Source organism: Metabacillus rhizosphaerae (assembly GCF_037201795.1).
Taxonomy (GTDB): domain Bacteria; phylum Bacillota; class Bacilli; order Bacillales; family Bacillaceae; genus Metabacillus; species Metabacillus rhizosphaerae.
In genome coordinates this window covers 3103021-3118425 of record NZ_CP147403.1, presented here as the reverse complement: position 1 = coordinate 3118425, position 15405 = coordinate 3103021, and the positions used below count along the sequence as shown (strand labels likewise).

Annotated in this window: 16 protein-coding genes; 3 read left to right on the top strand and 13 right to left on the bottom strand. The window is 34.5% G+C overall.

Going from position 1 to position 15405, the window contains the following annotated elements:
- Positions 1 to 50 precede the first annotated feature (50 nt).
- From WCV66_RS15305 to WCV66_RS15255, 11 genes are all read right to left on the bottom strand, one after another.
- A complete protein-coding gene (locus tag WCV66_RS15305) occupies positions 51 to 1160 on the bottom strand; it encodes a Gfo/Idh/MocA family protein (protein WP_066326957.1) in 1110 nt (369 codons plus the stop codon).
- A 25-nt stretch (positions 1161 to 1185) separates the two neighbouring features.
- The gene (locus tag WCV66_RS15300) at positions 1186 to 2064 is read right to left on the bottom strand and encodes a sugar phosphate isomerase/epimerase (protein WP_338785956.1); all 879 of its coding nucleotides are present in this window, start codon (positions 2062 to 2064) and stop codon (positions 1186 to 1188) included.
- A 36-nt stretch (positions 2065 to 2100) separates the two neighbouring features.
- The gene (locus tag WCV66_RS15295; RefSeq protein WP_066326969.1) at positions 2101 to 2934 is read right to left on the bottom strand and encodes a carbohydrate ABC transporter permease; all 834 of its coding nucleotides are present in this window, start codon (positions 2932 to 2934) and stop codon (positions 2101 to 2103) included.
- 16 nt (positions 2935 to 2950) lie between these two features.
- Positions 2951 to 3892 carry a carbohydrate ABC transporter permease gene (locus WCV66_RS15290; protein WP_066326977.1) on the bottom strand — a complete coding sequence of 314 codons (942 nt, stop codon included), beginning with the start codon at positions 3890 to 3892 and terminating at the stop codon, positions 2951 to 2953.
- An 87-nt stretch (positions 3893 to 3979) separates the two neighbouring features.
- Positions 3980 to 5296: an ABC transporter substrate-binding protein gene (locus tag WCV66_RS15285; RefSeq protein ID WP_338785955.1), complete on the bottom strand. Its 1317-nt coding sequence runs from the start codon at positions 5294 to 5296 to the stop codon at positions 3980 to 3982.
- A 577-nt stretch (positions 5297 to 5873) separates the two neighbouring features.
- Positions 5874 to 7049, bottom strand: a complete 1176-nt coding sequence (locus tag WCV66_RS15280) for a GntR family transcriptional regulator (RefSeq protein ID WP_338785954.1) — start codon at positions 7047 to 7049, stop codon at positions 5874 to 5876.
- Positions 7050 to 7259: 210 nt separating this feature from the next.
- Positions 7260 to 7634: a nucleotide excision repair endonuclease gene (locus tag WCV66_RS15275; protein WP_338785953.1), complete on the bottom strand. Its 375-nt coding sequence runs from the start codon at positions 7632 to 7634 to the stop codon at positions 7260 to 7262.
- 189 nt (positions 7635 to 7823) lie between these two features.
- Positions 7824 to 8840: a Gfo/Idh/MocA family oxidoreductase gene (locus WCV66_RS15270; protein WP_338785952.1), complete on the bottom strand. Its 1017-nt coding sequence runs from the start codon at positions 8838 to 8840 to the stop codon at positions 7824 to 7826.
- Positions 8841 to 9070: 230 nt separating this feature from the next.
- Complete coding sequence (locus tag WCV66_RS15265) at positions 9071 to 10207, bottom strand: M20 family metallopeptidase (protein WP_338785951.1); 1137 nt, start codon at positions 10205 to 10207, stop codon at positions 9071 to 9073.
- 166 nt (positions 10208 to 10373) lie between these two features.
- Positions 10374 to 11285, bottom strand: a complete 912-nt coding sequence (locus WCV66_RS15260) for an AEC family transporter (RefSeq protein ID WP_338785950.1) — start codon at positions 11283 to 11285, stop codon at positions 10374 to 10376.
- Positions 11286 to 11507: 222 nt separating this feature from the next.
- Entirely contained in the window at positions 11508 to 11801 is a 294-nt protein-coding gene (locus WCV66_RS15255; protein WP_338785949.1) for a Dabb family protein, read from the bottom strand.
- Positions 11802 to 11967: 166 nt separating this feature from the next.
- Here WCV66_RS15255 and WCV66_RS15250 point away from each other — a divergent pair, with 166 nt between their 5' ends.
- Complete coding sequence (locus WCV66_RS15250; RefSeq protein WP_338785948.1) at positions 11968 to 12282, top strand: pyrimidine/purine nucleoside phosphorylase; 315 nt, start codon at positions 11968 to 11970, stop codon at positions 12280 to 12282.
- 110 nt (positions 12283 to 12392) lie between these two features.
- Here the strand turns inward: WCV66_RS15250 and WCV66_RS15245 are convergent, their stop codons facing one another.
- On the bottom strand, positions 12393 to 13028 hold the full coding sequence (locus WCV66_RS15245) for a branched-chain amino acid aminotransferase (RefSeq protein WP_338785947.1): 636 nt from the start codon (positions 13026 to 13028) through the stop codon (positions 12393 to 12395).
- A 98-nt stretch (positions 13029 to 13126) separates the two neighbouring features.
- Positions 13127 to 13900 (bottom strand): exodeoxyribonuclease III, encoded by a 774-nt coding sequence (locus WCV66_RS15240; protein ID WP_338785946.1) that lies wholly within the window; start codon positions 13898 to 13900, stop codon positions 13127 to 13129.
- Between the two features lie 259 nt (positions 13901 to 14159).
- Between WCV66_RS15240 and WCV66_RS15235 the strand changes: the two genes are divergently transcribed.
- Both WCV66_RS15235 and WCV66_RS15230 read left to right on the top strand, forming a co-directional pair.
- A complete protein-coding gene (locus WCV66_RS15235; protein WP_066327048.1) occupies positions 14160 to 14849 on the top strand; it encodes an MgtC/SapB family protein in 690 nt (229 codons plus the stop codon).
- Positions 14850 to 14971: 122 nt separating this feature from the next.
- Positions 14972 to 15403, top strand: a complete 432-nt coding sequence (locus WCV66_RS15230) for a DUF6526 family protein (RefSeq protein WP_338785945.1) — start codon at positions 14972 to 14974, stop codon at positions 15401 to 15403.
- The last annotated feature ends 2 nt before the right edge of the window (positions 15404 to 15405 follow it).

Below are 15405 nucleotides of genomic sequence, written 5' to 3'. Positions count from 1 at the left end.
TTTCATAAATGGTTGCTTGATTTTTAATAATAGTTTTTCAGTAAAGAGCGTTACTTATTTGAAACAAGACTAGATTGTTCTTCAAAATAAACAGCTTTCCCTGTTTTTGCAGATTCATAGATTGCTTCTAAGATTTGTGTAACGACAAATGCCTGCTCTGGTTTTACAACAGGTTCTGTGTCGTTGATGATATTATCAATCCATAGACGGGCTTCTAAATCGGCATCAGATTCTGATTTCCCATCGTAAAATGCTACCCCGCCTGCTCCAAGTTCAACCTTGTTCGTATAAAGTTTTCCAAAGTCTTCACCGTTTATTCTTAATCCATCCTTCATATCTGCTCCGCCTTCTGTTCCACTCAGTGAACATTTTGCTTCATCAACATCCAATGAGTTCAATGCCCAGCTTGATTCTAATACGATTGTTGCGCCATTTTCCATCGTAATAAAACCAAATGCAGAATCTTCTACTGTGAATTTTTCAGGATCCCATGGTCCCCATGCATTTGCAGCATCCTTCTTCTGACTTAATTTATGGTAAGTTGTCCCCAAAACAGATTTTGGCTTATAGTTATTCATCATCCACAATGTTAAGTCAAGCGCATGTGTTCCAATATCGATTAATGGACCTCCTCCTTGCTTTTCTTCATCAAGGAAAACTCCCCATGTTGGGACAGCACGACGACGAATCGCGTGTGCTTTCGCATAATAAACCTCTCCAAGGTCACCACGTTCACATAGCTTATGTAAATGCTGGCTATCTGGACGGAAACGATTATTATAGCCAATCGTTAATTTCTTACCAGATCTTTTCGCAGCCTCTAACATTTGACGAGCTTCTGCTGACGTCTTTGCCATAGGTTTTTCACACATAACATGCTTACTTGCATCCAGTGCTGCAATTGAAATTTCCGCGTGTGAATCGTTTGGTGTAAGCACATGCACAACTTCAATTTCTTCGTTCTGAAGTAACTCTCGAAAATCTTCATAAACCTTAGCATTTTCAACTCCGTACTCGGCTGCTGCTTTTTCTGCTCTTTCGATTAGCACGTCACAAAATGCAACCAATTCTACGTTTTTTAGTTTTGATAAACTTGGTAAATGTTTCCCATTTGCAATACCACCACAACCAATAATTGCTACTTTTACTTTACTAGACATAATTCTTCCTCCTATACCTTTTATATTATTTAAAATAAATTTCAAGATGTTCTTTTGCTTTTTGAATACCTTGTTGTTCTGCCTCTAAAGAGCCCCAATAACGATGATCTTCCAATTCAATACTGATTGGACCGGTGTATCCTATCTTTTCTAAACGTACGGCAACTTTCCCCCAGTTTACATCCCCTTGTCCTGGAATCGTATAACGCCATGGACCTTCAGAAAAATCATATTTAGAACCAAAAGTAGCTTGAATGACACCGCATTCATATTGCTCATCGTGTAAAATTTCAGTATCTTTCCCATGGCAGTAATTAACTCTATCGCCAAATTCAGACAACATTCTTAAATGATCAATTCCTAGTCGAACTAAGTGGGATGGATCATAGTTAATCCCGAAATGTTTTGAAGGAATAACATTGAACATAGCTCTAAGCATTTCAGGAGTACAGCCTAATGTTGGATAATATGGTGCTGGTCCTGGCCATCCTTCTAATGCTATATAAATACCATTTTCCTCGGCATGATTTACTATGCTAGGAAACGTATCCTCCCAAATTTCAAAAGCTTCTTTGCGTGACATAGTGATATCTTCTGGGACAAGGCACATAAACATGACTTTGCCACCTAGACGAGAAATTTCTGTCATTTGATTTTTAAGCGCTTCTACAGCTTCTGCCCGAGTTTCCTCATCTTTACTTAATAGTTTCGTTTGACCAACTGCTCCAACACCATCAATTGATCCAACTTCAAGTCCATTTGCTTCAAAAATAGCTTTAACTTCTTCGTTATAATATGGTACATCTATCACATCGATCCCAATACTAGATGCCCAACTTGCAACGGACTCCATGCCTCCTGCACCAATTTTTGGCGGGATTCTCATACCTATTTTCTTGTTCATATTAACAACCTCCAGATATAATATATTTCTATAAAACTATTTAATTCCACTAAATGTAATACCTTGAATAAATGTTTTTTGTAAAAAGAAGAATAATAAGATGATTGGTAATGTCATCATCGTTGAAACCGCCATCATTAATCCCCACTCAGTACCCATTTGCGTTTGGAATTGCTGAAGTCCTAACGACAGTGTATATTGAGTTTCGTCAGTTAAATAGAGTAATGGACCAATAAAATCTGTCCAGCTGCCCATGAACTGGAATAATCCAACAGCAAGTACTGCCGGTTTTGCTAACGGAAGCATGATTTGCCAATAAATCCGAAACTCGCTCGCTCCGTCTATTTTGGCAGCATCTCTTAGCATATCTGGCAATCCTAAAAAGAACTGACGCAATAAGAAGATGTAAAATGGTACACCAAAAAATGCTGGTACAATTAAAGGTAAGCTTGTTCCAACCCAACCTATTTTGTTAAAGATTAAAAATAAGGGAATCATTGTTACCTGCCCTGGTATCATCATGACCGCAATGGTAATGAAAAAGATAACATTACGACCCTTCCATTCCAATTTTGCAAAACTGTATGCTACAAGAGGACAAGTAAGCACAACTCCAAGTGTACTTAACAGCGTAATAACTACTGTATTATTTAGATAGGTAAAGAACGGTATATACTCCATTGCATCTAGATAATTTGACCACTGAAATGGCTTAGGCATCCATTCAGGCGGATAAGAAAATACTTGTGTTATAGGTTTTAATGATGTTGATACCATCCATATAAATGGAATGATGAAGAAGAACGATGCAATAATTAAGCATATGTGAGATAAGGTTTTCTTTAATTTGAGTTTAGTTTTTGCATCCATGTCGTACGACTCCTCTCTACTTCCCTTGGTAGTGAACCCAACGATTTGAAGTAACAAAGATTACAGCAGTTAGGGCCATGACAATGACAAATAGAATCCAAGCCATCGCTGAAGCGTACCCCATTTGGAAAAACTTAAACGCATTATCGTATAAGTGCATTACATAAAACGTTAAGGAGTTTGCTGGAGTTCCCTGACCTTGGGTCATAGTGTACGGTAATGTAAATTGTTGAAATGCTCCAATAGCTCCCATTACTAGGTTAAAGAAAATAACAGGAGTAAGTAACGGCAATGTGACATTGCGGGTTTTTTGCCACCAATTGGCGCCATCAACTTCTGCTGCTTCATAAAGTTCCTCTGGAATATCACCAAGTCCAGCAAGATAAATGATGACAGATTGACCAATTCCCCAAAGAGACATTAAAATAAGTGACGGCTTAGACCATATTTCACTCCCAAGCCAGTTTGGCCCCTGTATTCCAATCATATCTAGCATTCCATTTACGAGACCAAATCCTGGATTTAATAGCCACATCCATAGGACCGCTAAAGCAACATGTGGTACAAGCGTTGGTAAAAAGAAAATAGTCCGATAAATCGCCATTCCTTTTATTTTCATATTCAGCATCATTGCTAATGCAACACCGAATATAATACTCAATGGAACAAATAAGACTGTAAAATAAATAGTATTGTAGATTGATTTCCAGAATAAGTCATCTTTAAAAAGTTCTTGGTAATTTTTAAGTCCAACGAATTCCCCCGGTTGTAAAATGCTATAGGTTGTGAAACTAAAATAAATCGAAGCGACAAGCGGAAAAGCAAAAAACACTACCAAACCTATGATCCAAGGTGAAGCAAATAGCCATCCGTGAAGATTTGAATTTGTAGAGTACTTCTTTTTCTTCTTTGCAACTATTGATTTTTGTACACCAGTACCTTTAGTTACTTCCGCCATGTATAAATCCCCCTTTCAATATTTAAAGTATAGAGGGTGACTCAAATGTGTCTTTAACCTTTAGTTTTGAGTCACCCTCTTAAAGATTTATTTATACTTCTCGAGGGCCTTGTTAATTGCTTCTGTAGCTTGATCTAAGTTTTCTTGCGCTGTACCATTTCCTCTGACTGTTTTTTCCCTTGCATCTACGATTTCATTCCACATCAATTGACCTTCAGGGATAACTGGTCTGCTATGAGAGTTTGGTAGGATATCGATAAATTGCTTTAACTTTTCGTTATCTCCACGCCCTAACTTCTCGTTAACAGCAGGGATTACAGAAAGATCGCCAGGAAGTTCTGCAAAGTATACCTCTTGTCCTTCTTCAGTACCGAAGAACTTTACGAATTCCCAAGCTGCTTCCACATTCTTTGATCCTTTTGGTATAACAATAGCGTGACCACCAGACCAAGTAGTGAAGTCAGTACCTGTAGGAGTAGGCATAGGTGTTACTCCATAATTCAAGTCTGGCTTATATTTCTCAATAGCAGAGATTGTCCAGTTTCCATCCACTTTCATACTGATTTGTCCTGAAATGAACGGGTCCATTGCGCCAGATCCAGCAGAACTTTCAAATCCGGCAATGTCCTCTACACCGAATTTTTGAGCAAGGCTAGCCATCCAAGTTAGCGCTTCAACAACTTTAGGGTCATTTGCAGTTACTTCACCAGTTTCTTCATTGTAGAATTCTCCACCAAAGCTCCATCCCCAGCCATATAGCCAACCTTGGCCATACCATGGAATAAAACCAATTTGTTTAAAGCGATTTCCTTCTTTTTTCGTTAACTTTTCAGCAGCTGCTTCCAACTCTTGAGTTGTTTTAGGAGGATTTTCTGGATCTAATCCAGCTTCCTTAAAGTGATCTTTATTATAGTAAAGCAAGCGTGAGTCCGTTGTATATGGAAGTCCATATAATTTATCTTTGTAGTTCGCTTCCTTCCAAGCATATGGATAATAAAGATCCTCAGATACTCCGTCAGCTTCAGCCATATCAGTAATATCTGTTAATGCTTCCTGAGCCGCCCATGAACCGACCTTAAATCGGTCAAATAGCGCAACGTCAGGTGGATTGCCACCAGCTACAGCAGTTAAAAGTTTTTGGTCTGCTCCTTCACTAGCTTCGGTATAGACCATTTTCACTTTAATTTCTGGATGCTTTTCTTCAAAGGCTGCAACCATTTTTTTCAATGCCTGTAAACCAATATCAGTAGAGCCATGCCAGAAAGTTATTTCAGTTTGGCCTTTTGTCTCTCCACCACCATCATTACTACCTGATTCTTTAGACGAACACCCCGCTAAAACTAAACTGAAAATAAGAAAAATCGTCATGAAGAAAATCCCAATTTTTTTACCCCGAATTTTCACAAAACTTCCCTCCCCTTTAGTCTCTTCATTTTCATTTTTGGTTTTCCTTAAATGGTAAAAGTTCACAATCCCCCTTATACAACAACTTATATATGATAAATCAAACTATAAAAAGTTTGACCTTATCCAGAAGCAGTGGTTTTGACCGTTTTATGAATACGCTTACAAATAGGTTTAAAAAAATTTAGAAAATTACGATTGAAACCTCAAGCTTTGAAATAATCGCACTCAAATTATCGTGCTTCAATTAATAGAATCAAAGTTTAATTAAGAAGAGATAAATCAATAAATGTAGTATGTATATACCCAAATTAAACTATTAACATATCAATTGTTATAACAACTATATTTTATAAAGTTATTATAACAATCTAAAAACACACATGTCAACATTATTTTTTACTATTTAGACAATTAACTTACGGAAGAAAATCTAACCCTCTGCGAAGCTGAATTATGATACTGATTATTGTAAAAAATGCAAATAAATCAATACATAACTTATCATTGCATCTTTATTCTAATGATGGGATAACAGCAAAAATAAGAAGCTATATTCAATAAATGAACATAACTTCTAGATTATTTTTGCATTTTTTATTTTGGATTGAGTGGATCTACCTTTTATTATCTTAAATCCAACTTCAGAATGAATTGGTGTCATATCATTTTCTTGTATGTGGTTAATTAATATATCAACTGCATTACAGCCCATTTTTTCTTCATCTTGAAAAACATGTGTGAAAAATGGTTCATCGATTAAATCTGTTGGAGAATCAAAGCAAGCAATAGAATAATCTTCTGGAACCTTTTTACCTAATGATTCTAAAACTTCATAAAGTAAAACAGCTACCAAATATTCACTTGTTATGAAGGCTGTGATCTCTGGGTTATCCTCTATTAACTTACATATATCATTTCTATCCTTATCATTAATTTTTAGCTTTTTCAAATTACTATTTGAGCTATTTTTTAGTGTGCTCTTTATATCCAGTAGGATCGTATCTGGTTTAATTCTTACACCTTTTTCTGCCATAGCAACGTGAAACCCCATTAGTCTATCTTCAAGAGAAGAAGTACCTCCTGTTGCAGGTGAAAGATAAGCAATATGCTCATGCCCAAGCTCTAACATATAGTTTGTTAGCTCAACAGCTGCCTCTTTGTTATTGATACAAACTGAGCTTGAAGGTATTCCTGTTAGGTAGCGATCGACTAAAACAAGTGGGTAATTTTCTATAACTAGCCTTAGTAATGCATTATTATAATGCTTTCCTGGTGAAGGACATATGATTAATCCATTTACGCCAAGGTTTACTAATGAGCTAATTGCTTTTTCTTCTAATTCAGGTATACCTAAAGTTTGTTTCATCACCATAGAAAAATTAAGTTTTGAACACCTTTTTTCAATTGAATCAAGCAGCTTTGGGCCGTAATCATTACCAAACCCAGGAAGAATAAATCCCACTAAGTCCTGTTTAGAATTTGAATCTACTAAAAAAGGATTATTTATATTGTCTACAGTTGAATTAATTGTAGCATTGTTTATATCAGAGACATAAGATCCTTTTCCCCGATAACGTTCGATGATATTTCTTTGTGCTAACATATCTAACGCTTTTTTTGTCGTGATACGACTTACATTGAACTTTTCAGCAAGCTCATTTTCAGATGGGATTTTATCTCCCGTTTTCAAAATTCCGTTTTTTATATCTTCTAATAGATCAAGGTATATTTTCTTATATAATTGGCTCATCGGAACTCCTTGTTTTACTTTAAGTTGATATGTTAAATATAACAACTAAATCGTTTTTTGACAACTATTCTAACTTCCTGTATAGATTATTTTTCCTTAACAAGCACCTGCTCCTAGCACTTCAAAAAAAATAGTTACCTAACTTATAATTTTCAAAATACGAAAAAAACTCGTGATTCGCACTTACGAATCACGAGCTTTTTTAAGTGCTTATTTATAAAAAACCTTATCTACATTATACCTAGCACGTAGGTTGTTAATAATATAGGTTTCATAAATTTCTCGATCTACAGGTTCCTCAACAAAACAAACAGCAATACTATATACTTCATCTCTATGGTTTTTAATGGCTGATACTTGATCCTCAAAGTTTTTTCTAATTCTTTGTCTTAGCTTTCTTGCCTTACCAACGAATAATAGCTCATCTTTATTATTAAAGAACATATAGATACCACTTTTATCTCTTGGTATCTTCATGTAGTCAGTAAACCCATAAACACTACTTAATACAGGCTCACCTTTTTCTCCTAATTGCCGATTTTTCGTTATTACGATATCTGTTGATGGCATATCAATTTTTAGCAAACTGTTCACTTCCTAAGTTATCAAGACTCACGTAGATTATTAGATGTTAACCTCTACCTTGGCTACCGTATAATAACTGTTATAGGAAAAACAGTCAACCTTGTAACGTGATTTTTGTTGAAATACACCTTGTCTATATTAGATCACTAAAAAAAGTTTTTTTTAAAACAACAATGCCTACTCAATTTATTAGTTTGTTATTAGTTTGCTAATGTCACTTATTTCGACCCTTTGACCTATTTCGTTTGAAAGTGAAGCGGCTTGATTGATCAACGTTAAGTTTCGAATGTCATTTTCATTAATTGTAGGCTCACTATTATCAATAATTGCTGCAACCCATTGTTCGAGTGGCATAGGGTGAGACTTTGGTAATTGATTAGGAATACTCCATTCACCATCTAATAGATTACTTTTTAAGCGCGCCTTCCCATCTTCTATCATCAATGTGCCCTCAGTACCGTATAACTCTAGTTGGAAAGGTGACCCATTAGATAGAAAACTAGTTTCAATTGTCCCAAGAGCACCTGATTCATATTCAACAAGTACAACTGCATTATCGTCCACATCATACCCCAATGTTTGTTGTAGTCTTGCAGTAACAGCCTTAACAGGTCCTGCCAAACGGTTTGTTAAATAAATTGGATGTGCGCCTAAGTCAATTAACGCACCTCCACCACACTCCTCTTTGCTAAAGAAATGACTTGGCAACCAGCCATTCGGATTTCCTTCAAAAGAGACTGCACCATTATGAGCACAGCGACATCGAATAGATGAAAGCTTGCCTATCAACCCATTTTCGAGCACATCTTGAGCATAAAGATAATAACTTTCTGTTAATCGAGGTAATGAGACCATTAGCTTTACTTGATTTTCTTTAATAATTGAAAAAATCTCCTCACAGTCTTGATTTGTAAAGGCTAATACCTTTTCGGTAAATACATGTTTTTTATGTTTAGCAGCAAGAGAAATGATTTCTTTATGTAGATTAGTGGGTGAGTCGACGATAACTGCATCGATTTCAGCATCCATTAAGACATTTAAAAGATCAAATACAAATCGGACACCTAGTTCTTGTGCCCACTTTTTCCCCCGTTCTGGATTTTCGTCCCAGACAGCTTTAATTGTAATGTTTTTATTTTGTTCTGCTTGTAAAGCATAGTCTACTGCATGGACATGCCATTTACTTAATAAAGCTACATTTATCATAATGATCCATCCCTTCGTTTTAAAACGCTTTCATTGTATTCAACCTATCAATATGTAATGAACAAGTTTTTGAGAACACTACCTTGAATACAAGTTATCGTTTATTCATAATCCTAACATAATCAGTTGCATTTGTGACCTATTATATTTTTCACTTCTTCCCTTTATCAAACATAAATAATAAAAAGGCAAGTCATTTTTAATAAACAACTTACCTTTGTATTTTAAGTTCACTTTTTAGATAACCGTTCAATTATTGTTGCTAATAAAAGTGTTCGTTCAACCAGACTTGGAATAACTAAATATTCTTGATCACTATGAGCATTTCCACCTATAGGACCTAAACCATCAATTGTAGCTATACCTAAAGATGACGTAAATGAAGCATCAGATCCTCCACCAGTAGAGGTATCTTCAATTTCTACACCTATTTCATCACCTACGTCTTGAATAATTCGTAGTAGTGCACGTGTTTTTTTGTTTTTCTCCATTGGCGGGCGATTCATTTCACCTTCTAATGATATCTTAGTGCCAACTACATCCGAAGAAGAGCAGATTTCATCAAGTCGTTCTTCTAGAAGTTCGACCTGACCTATTTCTTTTATCCGAACATCGATTTGGGCTTCTGCATGATCTGAAACAGTATTAGCACTTGATCCACCTTCGATTAAACCTACATTTACGCTAATTCCATTTTCATGGTCGGATAGTTCATGTAATTGAATGATTTTATGGGCTAATTCTTCGATTGCACTTCGGCCTTTTTCAGGTTCAATACCAGAATGAGCTGCTTTTCCCTCAATAATGAGTGTATAATTTCCTTTTCCTCTCCTTGAAGAAACGAGTGAACCATCTTTTCTCGCAGGCTCCATCACAAGTGCATACTTTTTACCATTTGCTTCTCTTTCAATAATCTCACGAGAGGATGGTGATCCTATTTCTTCGTCACTATTAAGGACAATTCGAATCCTTTTATAGCCTTCATATCCTTCATTAACTAACGCTTTTATAGCATACAATACCGATACTTGGCTCGCTTTCATATCAATAACACCTGGTCCATATGCACGATTTCCTTCAATCCGAAACGGCCTTTCAGCTGCAGTCCCTCGAGGAAATACTGTGTCCATATGAGCAAGAATGATGATGTTTGGATCGATTGCATCTTTATGCTCAATAATTAAATGGTCTCCATACACCCCTTGTTTTTCAACAAAAACGTTGAATCCAAGCTCTTTGTAACTTTCTTTTAGTAGTAGCCCTATCGTATCGACACCTTGTTTATCATATGATCCACTATCAATATTTACGAGCTCTTCAATATAATGAAGCATTTCTTCCTGATGCTGATGTAAAAATAAGTCCATGAAGCCTTTGCGCCTACTTTCTTTTCCTACTGATGATATGTTATATCGATTTTACCAGAATGAAGGGATTTAAGTAAGTGGTTCTATCTTGAATATTTCTTAATGTAGACTAGTTCCTCATATTTCTATCCTAAAAATGAGCAAAATTCGAACACATTTACTTTCATTACATTAAAATATTCGCTATTCCCCACAATAGGACGAAACTAAGAATAATTGTTACATTCGATAAAGTCCCTACAAATTTTTGATCATATTCAAACTCAACGGAGTAAGGTAAAACAGATACAGACGTTGGTAAAATAAGACCAATTAGTATCGTATATTTGAACATATCATTAAAAGGTAATAAAAAAAATAACAATACTCCAATCGCTAATCCAACACCATAACGAAGTCCCAAAAATTTCATCATCAGTTTTAGATAGCTTTTACTAAAGGAAAAATTCAAGTAAATTCCTAGTAAAAGTAATGATATTGGCATATTTGCCGCTGAAATAATTCCAGAAACATTTAATACTACATCTGGAAGTTTTAAACCAAATAAATTGATCAAGACGACGACTAAATATGTCATAAAAGGGATTGATTTTGACATTTTACTAACAATCGTTTTGAAATCAATGGTTTGCTCTTTTTTTGAATAAAAACTACCAATTAGGTAGCTTAATCCAAATACAATAAAGGCATTTCCTACATCAAACATCCCAAAGTATGTAATACCTTCTTTACCAAAAATGACCTCAACAAGCGGATAGGCAAATAACCCAATATTAAAACCGGGCACCATCATCCCTATCATACCTTTGACAGATCGGTTTTCTTTCCTTAACACAAATAGAGTTAGAAAGCCTGAAAAAATCCCATAAATAAAGGAAATAAAAATAAGGAGAAATAGCGAGGATTCTACTTTTATCTCACTAAAGGTTACAATAATTAGTGCTGGAAGAGTAAGATTGAAGATAATTCTTGATAAACCCTCTCCATCTCTCTCTTTCAAGATATTGGATCTTCTTAAAATATATCCCAAACCAATGATTAGCACACAATACAGGAATTGCTGGTTAAAGCTGGCCAAAATAAATGTCTCCTTGCTGTCTTAAGTTGTAAAAAGTCTAGAATCATATTATTAATGAATACGATTATGATAGAAGTGGATTATTTTAAAAAGGATGACTCTAATTCATGGAACAGACCTCTACATCACAAAATATAGTCTCAAATAAATGAATAGATACTATATACAAGTCACGTTTGGAATGGTCTGACCCTTTTTTAGTCATCCTTCTCACCTTAACTATTAAATTTCTATATCAACACCGATACTATCCACTCTACCAACTTCTCTTATGTACGCTGCTACAGCTTGGTGTTCAGGATTTGCCACATATGCCTCAAGAGCTGTCTTATCTTCAAAGCGAACTGAAAGTACGACTTGGAAATCCTTACTCTTTTCAGCGAAATTTAGACCTGCTTGCAAATCTATTATTCCAGAAAGATGATTTTTTAACGACTTAAACCGCTCACACACTTCTTTTAATTGTTCAATTGTTGTTGTTTCTGAAAATTTTATTAGTACTGTACGATCTATCATATAATACCCTCTTTTCTTACTGGTTTTCAATCTCGTTAATTTTAACGAACATTGATGAGACCTGCAATATTTAGTTTTGATATCATTCATAATTTGCTAGTTAATATTTTATTATTCTTAATTTTATGATAAATTAAATTATACTACTTTGAGAGGGTGTTGAAAAATGTCGAAATTTTCTAATATTACGATCGAGAAGAAAGCAAATATTTATTTTGAAGGTAAAGTTACAAGCAGAACCATTTTATTTGAGGATGGAACTAGAAAGACATTAGGTGTTATGCAGCCAGGTGAATATGAATTTGCAACAGATGTAAAGGAAGAGATGGAAATCGTTGCAGGGCATTTGGAATATAAACTTAATGGCGAAGAATGGAAAATGATTGAAGGGAATGGAGTTTTCTATGTACCTGCAAATGAAAAATTTCAAGTAAAGGCAGTTACAGTTGTTGATTATTGCTGTTCTTACATAAGTGAATAATTATTAAATAGCTCGTCTAATAAATAATAGCGAATATATATGACTCTACTTAGTAAAAGCCATATATATTCGTATTGTGATAAAATTTTCCATGTTCATTCTGATTACAATTACTTATCGTTCATCTCTTCTATCGTTTCGACTAACTTAAAGAGAACCCGATAAATAAGACTATACGCTTCACTCAAGGTGATGTCTTGATTAAACTCACGTATATAGTCCAGTGTAAAGTTCAAATCCCACATTCCATCATTTTGATTAAACATGAGATCAAAAGCTTCAGCTTTACCGTTTAATTCTTCATTAAGATACTCTCTTATAACTTTTTCATGTTTCTTTTGTAGCTTCAAGCCTAGCATGACATCATATGTTTTAAATACATCATCAACTTCTAAGGAAATTGCATCAACCCCAATTAACTCCAGCCAATTCGACTCCAAGTAAATGAATTCTTCCATATGCTCTTTAAGATAGTTAACAGAGTGATCTAAAAAAGAAAAAGTTTCAATTGCAATGACTTCTTCTGTTTCCTTATGACCTCGTTCAATGTACGCATCTTCAAAGCGTGTGGTCGGATTATTTTCTACGAACTTTATAGTCCCTTTTAATTCATCAGAGAGTAATTCATGCTTCTTTATGTAGTCTATTTCTTCTTTGAATATCGCGATATCTGCTTCCGTTTGCTTCAATGCTTGCTGTTTTTCAATAATTGTTATGATAAATTGTTTCATTTGTTTTTTTAACAACCTGATATTTCCTCCATCCAGCTATTTTTGTTTTGGTTTCTGATACTCTCTTTTCATTATGTCCAAACTACATTCAGTGTACAATCTACATATAATACTTACAAATTTAACGTTGTTTTAAAACTCATCTCAATACATACAGGACAATGATCACTTCCCAATATGTCTGAATGGACCTGAGAGTCTATTAATTGTTCAGCAATCCTTTTTGAAACAATAAAATAATCAATTCTCCACCCAATATTGCGTTCGCGTACTTTGCTCATATAAGACCACCAGGTATACACATCCTGCTTTTCTGGATAGAAATATCGAAAGCTGTCGACAAAACCTTCAGCAAGTAAATTCTTCATTTTACCACGTTCTTCCAAAGTAAATCCAGAGTTCCCTTTATTTGACTTTGGATTTTTCAAATCAATTTCCTCATGGGCTACATTTAGGTCACCACAAAGTATAACTGGTTTTATTTGCTCCAATTCGATAAGATAATGACGTATCTCATCCTCCCATTGTAAGCGATAATCAAGTCTTTCCAAATCCCTTTTTGAATTTGGTGTATATACATTGATTAAGTAAAATTCTTCGAATTCTAAGGTAATAATCCTACCTTCAGGTTCATCATCTGCTTGACCGACACCATAAGAAACAGAAATTGGTTTATGTTTTGTAAAAATCGCTGTACCTGAATACCCTTTTTTTAGAGCATAATTCCAATATTGGTGATACCCTTCTAGTTCCAATGAGATTTGGCCTTCTTGTAATTTTGATTCCTGGATACAAAAGATATCAGCATTGATTTCATTAAAATAATCTAAAAAACCTTTTCGCACACACGCTCTTATTCCATTTACATTCCATGATACAATTTTCATATAAATTAAATCTGCTCCCTATTTAATTATTGTTCTACTATTCTAATTCACTTAAGAAAATTCTATTATAATATACTTTGCATATGTTTTAATACTTACATAGACTTTTTTGTTGTAGAATCAAAATAAATATCTACTACAAAAAAACTATTGTCAAATGCGTATAATATAAATATTAGTTTCATCTTATGGAAAAATAAAACTAAGTTTTTACTGCCCTGCGTTAATACTGGGATAAAAATACATTAGGAGATATGTTATGATCATTCAACCAAATACATTTATTTTCAACCTAGGTGTTGCAACCATTTTATCGATTATTATTGGATTAGAACGTCAATTGAAAAAGAAGCCTTTGGGTTTAAAAACTTGTTTAGTAATCGGAATTGTTAGCTGTTTATTGACAACTGTTTCAATTGAAGCATCTGAAAAATTTGCTGAACAGTATGTTAGACCAATGGACCCATTGAGATTGGCTGCACAGATTGTATCAGGAATAGGATTTTTAGGCGCGGGTGTCATATTAAGGCGGAACAACGATATGATTTCTGGCCTAACCACAGCAGCAATGGTATGGGGTGCTGGAGGCATAGGAATTGCCTGTGGAGCTGGATTTTGGTTTGAAGCAATCATTGCTACACTTCTATTAATTGTTAGTGTAGAGCTCATTCCCTTTATCTTTAAATTCATTGGTCCGAAATCTTTAAGAGAAAGAGAATTAAAAGTAAAGATTATTGTCGATGAAGAGGAAAAACTGACAGATATACTTAAAGAGCTTAAGCTAAAAAAAATGAAAGCAAGAAAAGTGAGAGTTAAGGATATACAAAATGGTGAACTCCAACAGTTGGAGTTAATCTTGTTAGTAAATGAAAATTTGTATGTTACAGATGTTTATTATTCTTTGAAACAAATTGATCACGTGATAAATGTTGAAATGGAATCTCTATAATGGAGATTCTTCTTTTTTTCATAATTTTTTTAGTACATATCTTTCATACTTTTTTAAACAGGAATATAATGCATAACTTCCTTATACTATAAAAGGTACAAAAAACTAAAGGAGTGTGTAAATTGGAACAATCATATACAAAGCATACAAAAATTGACCCGCTTTTTCATTATGTTTTAGCACCTCTATCTCTAGTTATCGTTATTCTAGGAGTTATTCAATTTATTCAGGCACTTATTAATAATAGCTTTACATTAAGTGCATATATCCTTTTATTTTCAGGATTTGCTTTATTTTTTATCGTCGTAAAAGTTCGTCTATATGCCCTAAAACTTCAAGATCGTCTTATTCGCACCGAGGAAAGTCTCCGCTATTACATCCTAACAGGGAGACGTTTAGATCCACGACTTACACTAAAACAATTAATCGCTTTACGATTTGCTAGTGATGAAGAATATTCTTTATTAGTAGAAAAAACGGTAATTGAAAATTTATCAGCTAAACAAATTAAGCTGGAAGTTCAAAATTGGAAAGCAGACTTTCATCGAGTTTAATA

Coding starts and splice junctions, on each gene's coding strand:
- WCV66_RS15305 (WP_066326957.1), bottom strand. CDS start 1,160: ATGTCTAGTAAAGTAAAAGTAGCAATTATTGGTTGTGGTGGTATTGCA.
- WCV66_RS15300 (WP_338785956.1), bottom strand. CDS start 2,064: ATGAACAAGAAAATAGGTATGAGAATCCCGCCAAAAATTGGTGCAGGA.
- WCV66_RS15295 (WP_066326969.1), bottom strand. CDS start 2,934: ATGGATGCAAAAACTAAACTCAAATTAAAGAAAACCTTATCTCACATA.
- WCV66_RS15290 (WP_066326977.1), bottom strand. CDS start 3,892: ATGGCGGAAGTAACTAAAGGTACTGGTGTACAAAAATCAATAGTTGCA.
- WCV66_RS15280 (WP_338785954.1), bottom strand. CDS start 7,049: ATGAGCCAATTATATAAGAAAATATACCTTGATCTATTAGAAGATATA.
- WCV66_RS15270 (WP_338785952.1), bottom strand. CDS start 8,840: ATGATAAATGTAGCTTTATTAAGTAAATGGCATGTCCATGCAGTAGAC.
- WCV66_RS15265 (WP_338785951.1), bottom strand. CDS start 10,207: ATGGACTTATTTTTACATCAGCATCAGGAAGAAATGCTTCATTATATT.
- WCV66_RS15255 (WP_338785949.1), bottom strand. CDS start 11,801: ATGATAGATCGTACAGTACTAATAAAATTTTCAGAAACAACAACAATT.
- WCV66_RS15250 (WP_338785948.1), top strand. CDS start 11,968: ATGTCGAAATTTTCTAATATTACGATCGAGAAGAAAGCAAATATTTAT.
- WCV66_RS15240 (WP_338785946.1), bottom strand. CDS start 13,900: ATGAAAATTGTATCATGGAATGTAAATGGAATAAGAGCGTGTGTGCGA.
- WCV66_RS15235 (WP_066327048.1), top strand. CDS start 14,160: ATGATCATTCAACCAAATACATTTATTTTCAACCTAGGTGTTGCAACC.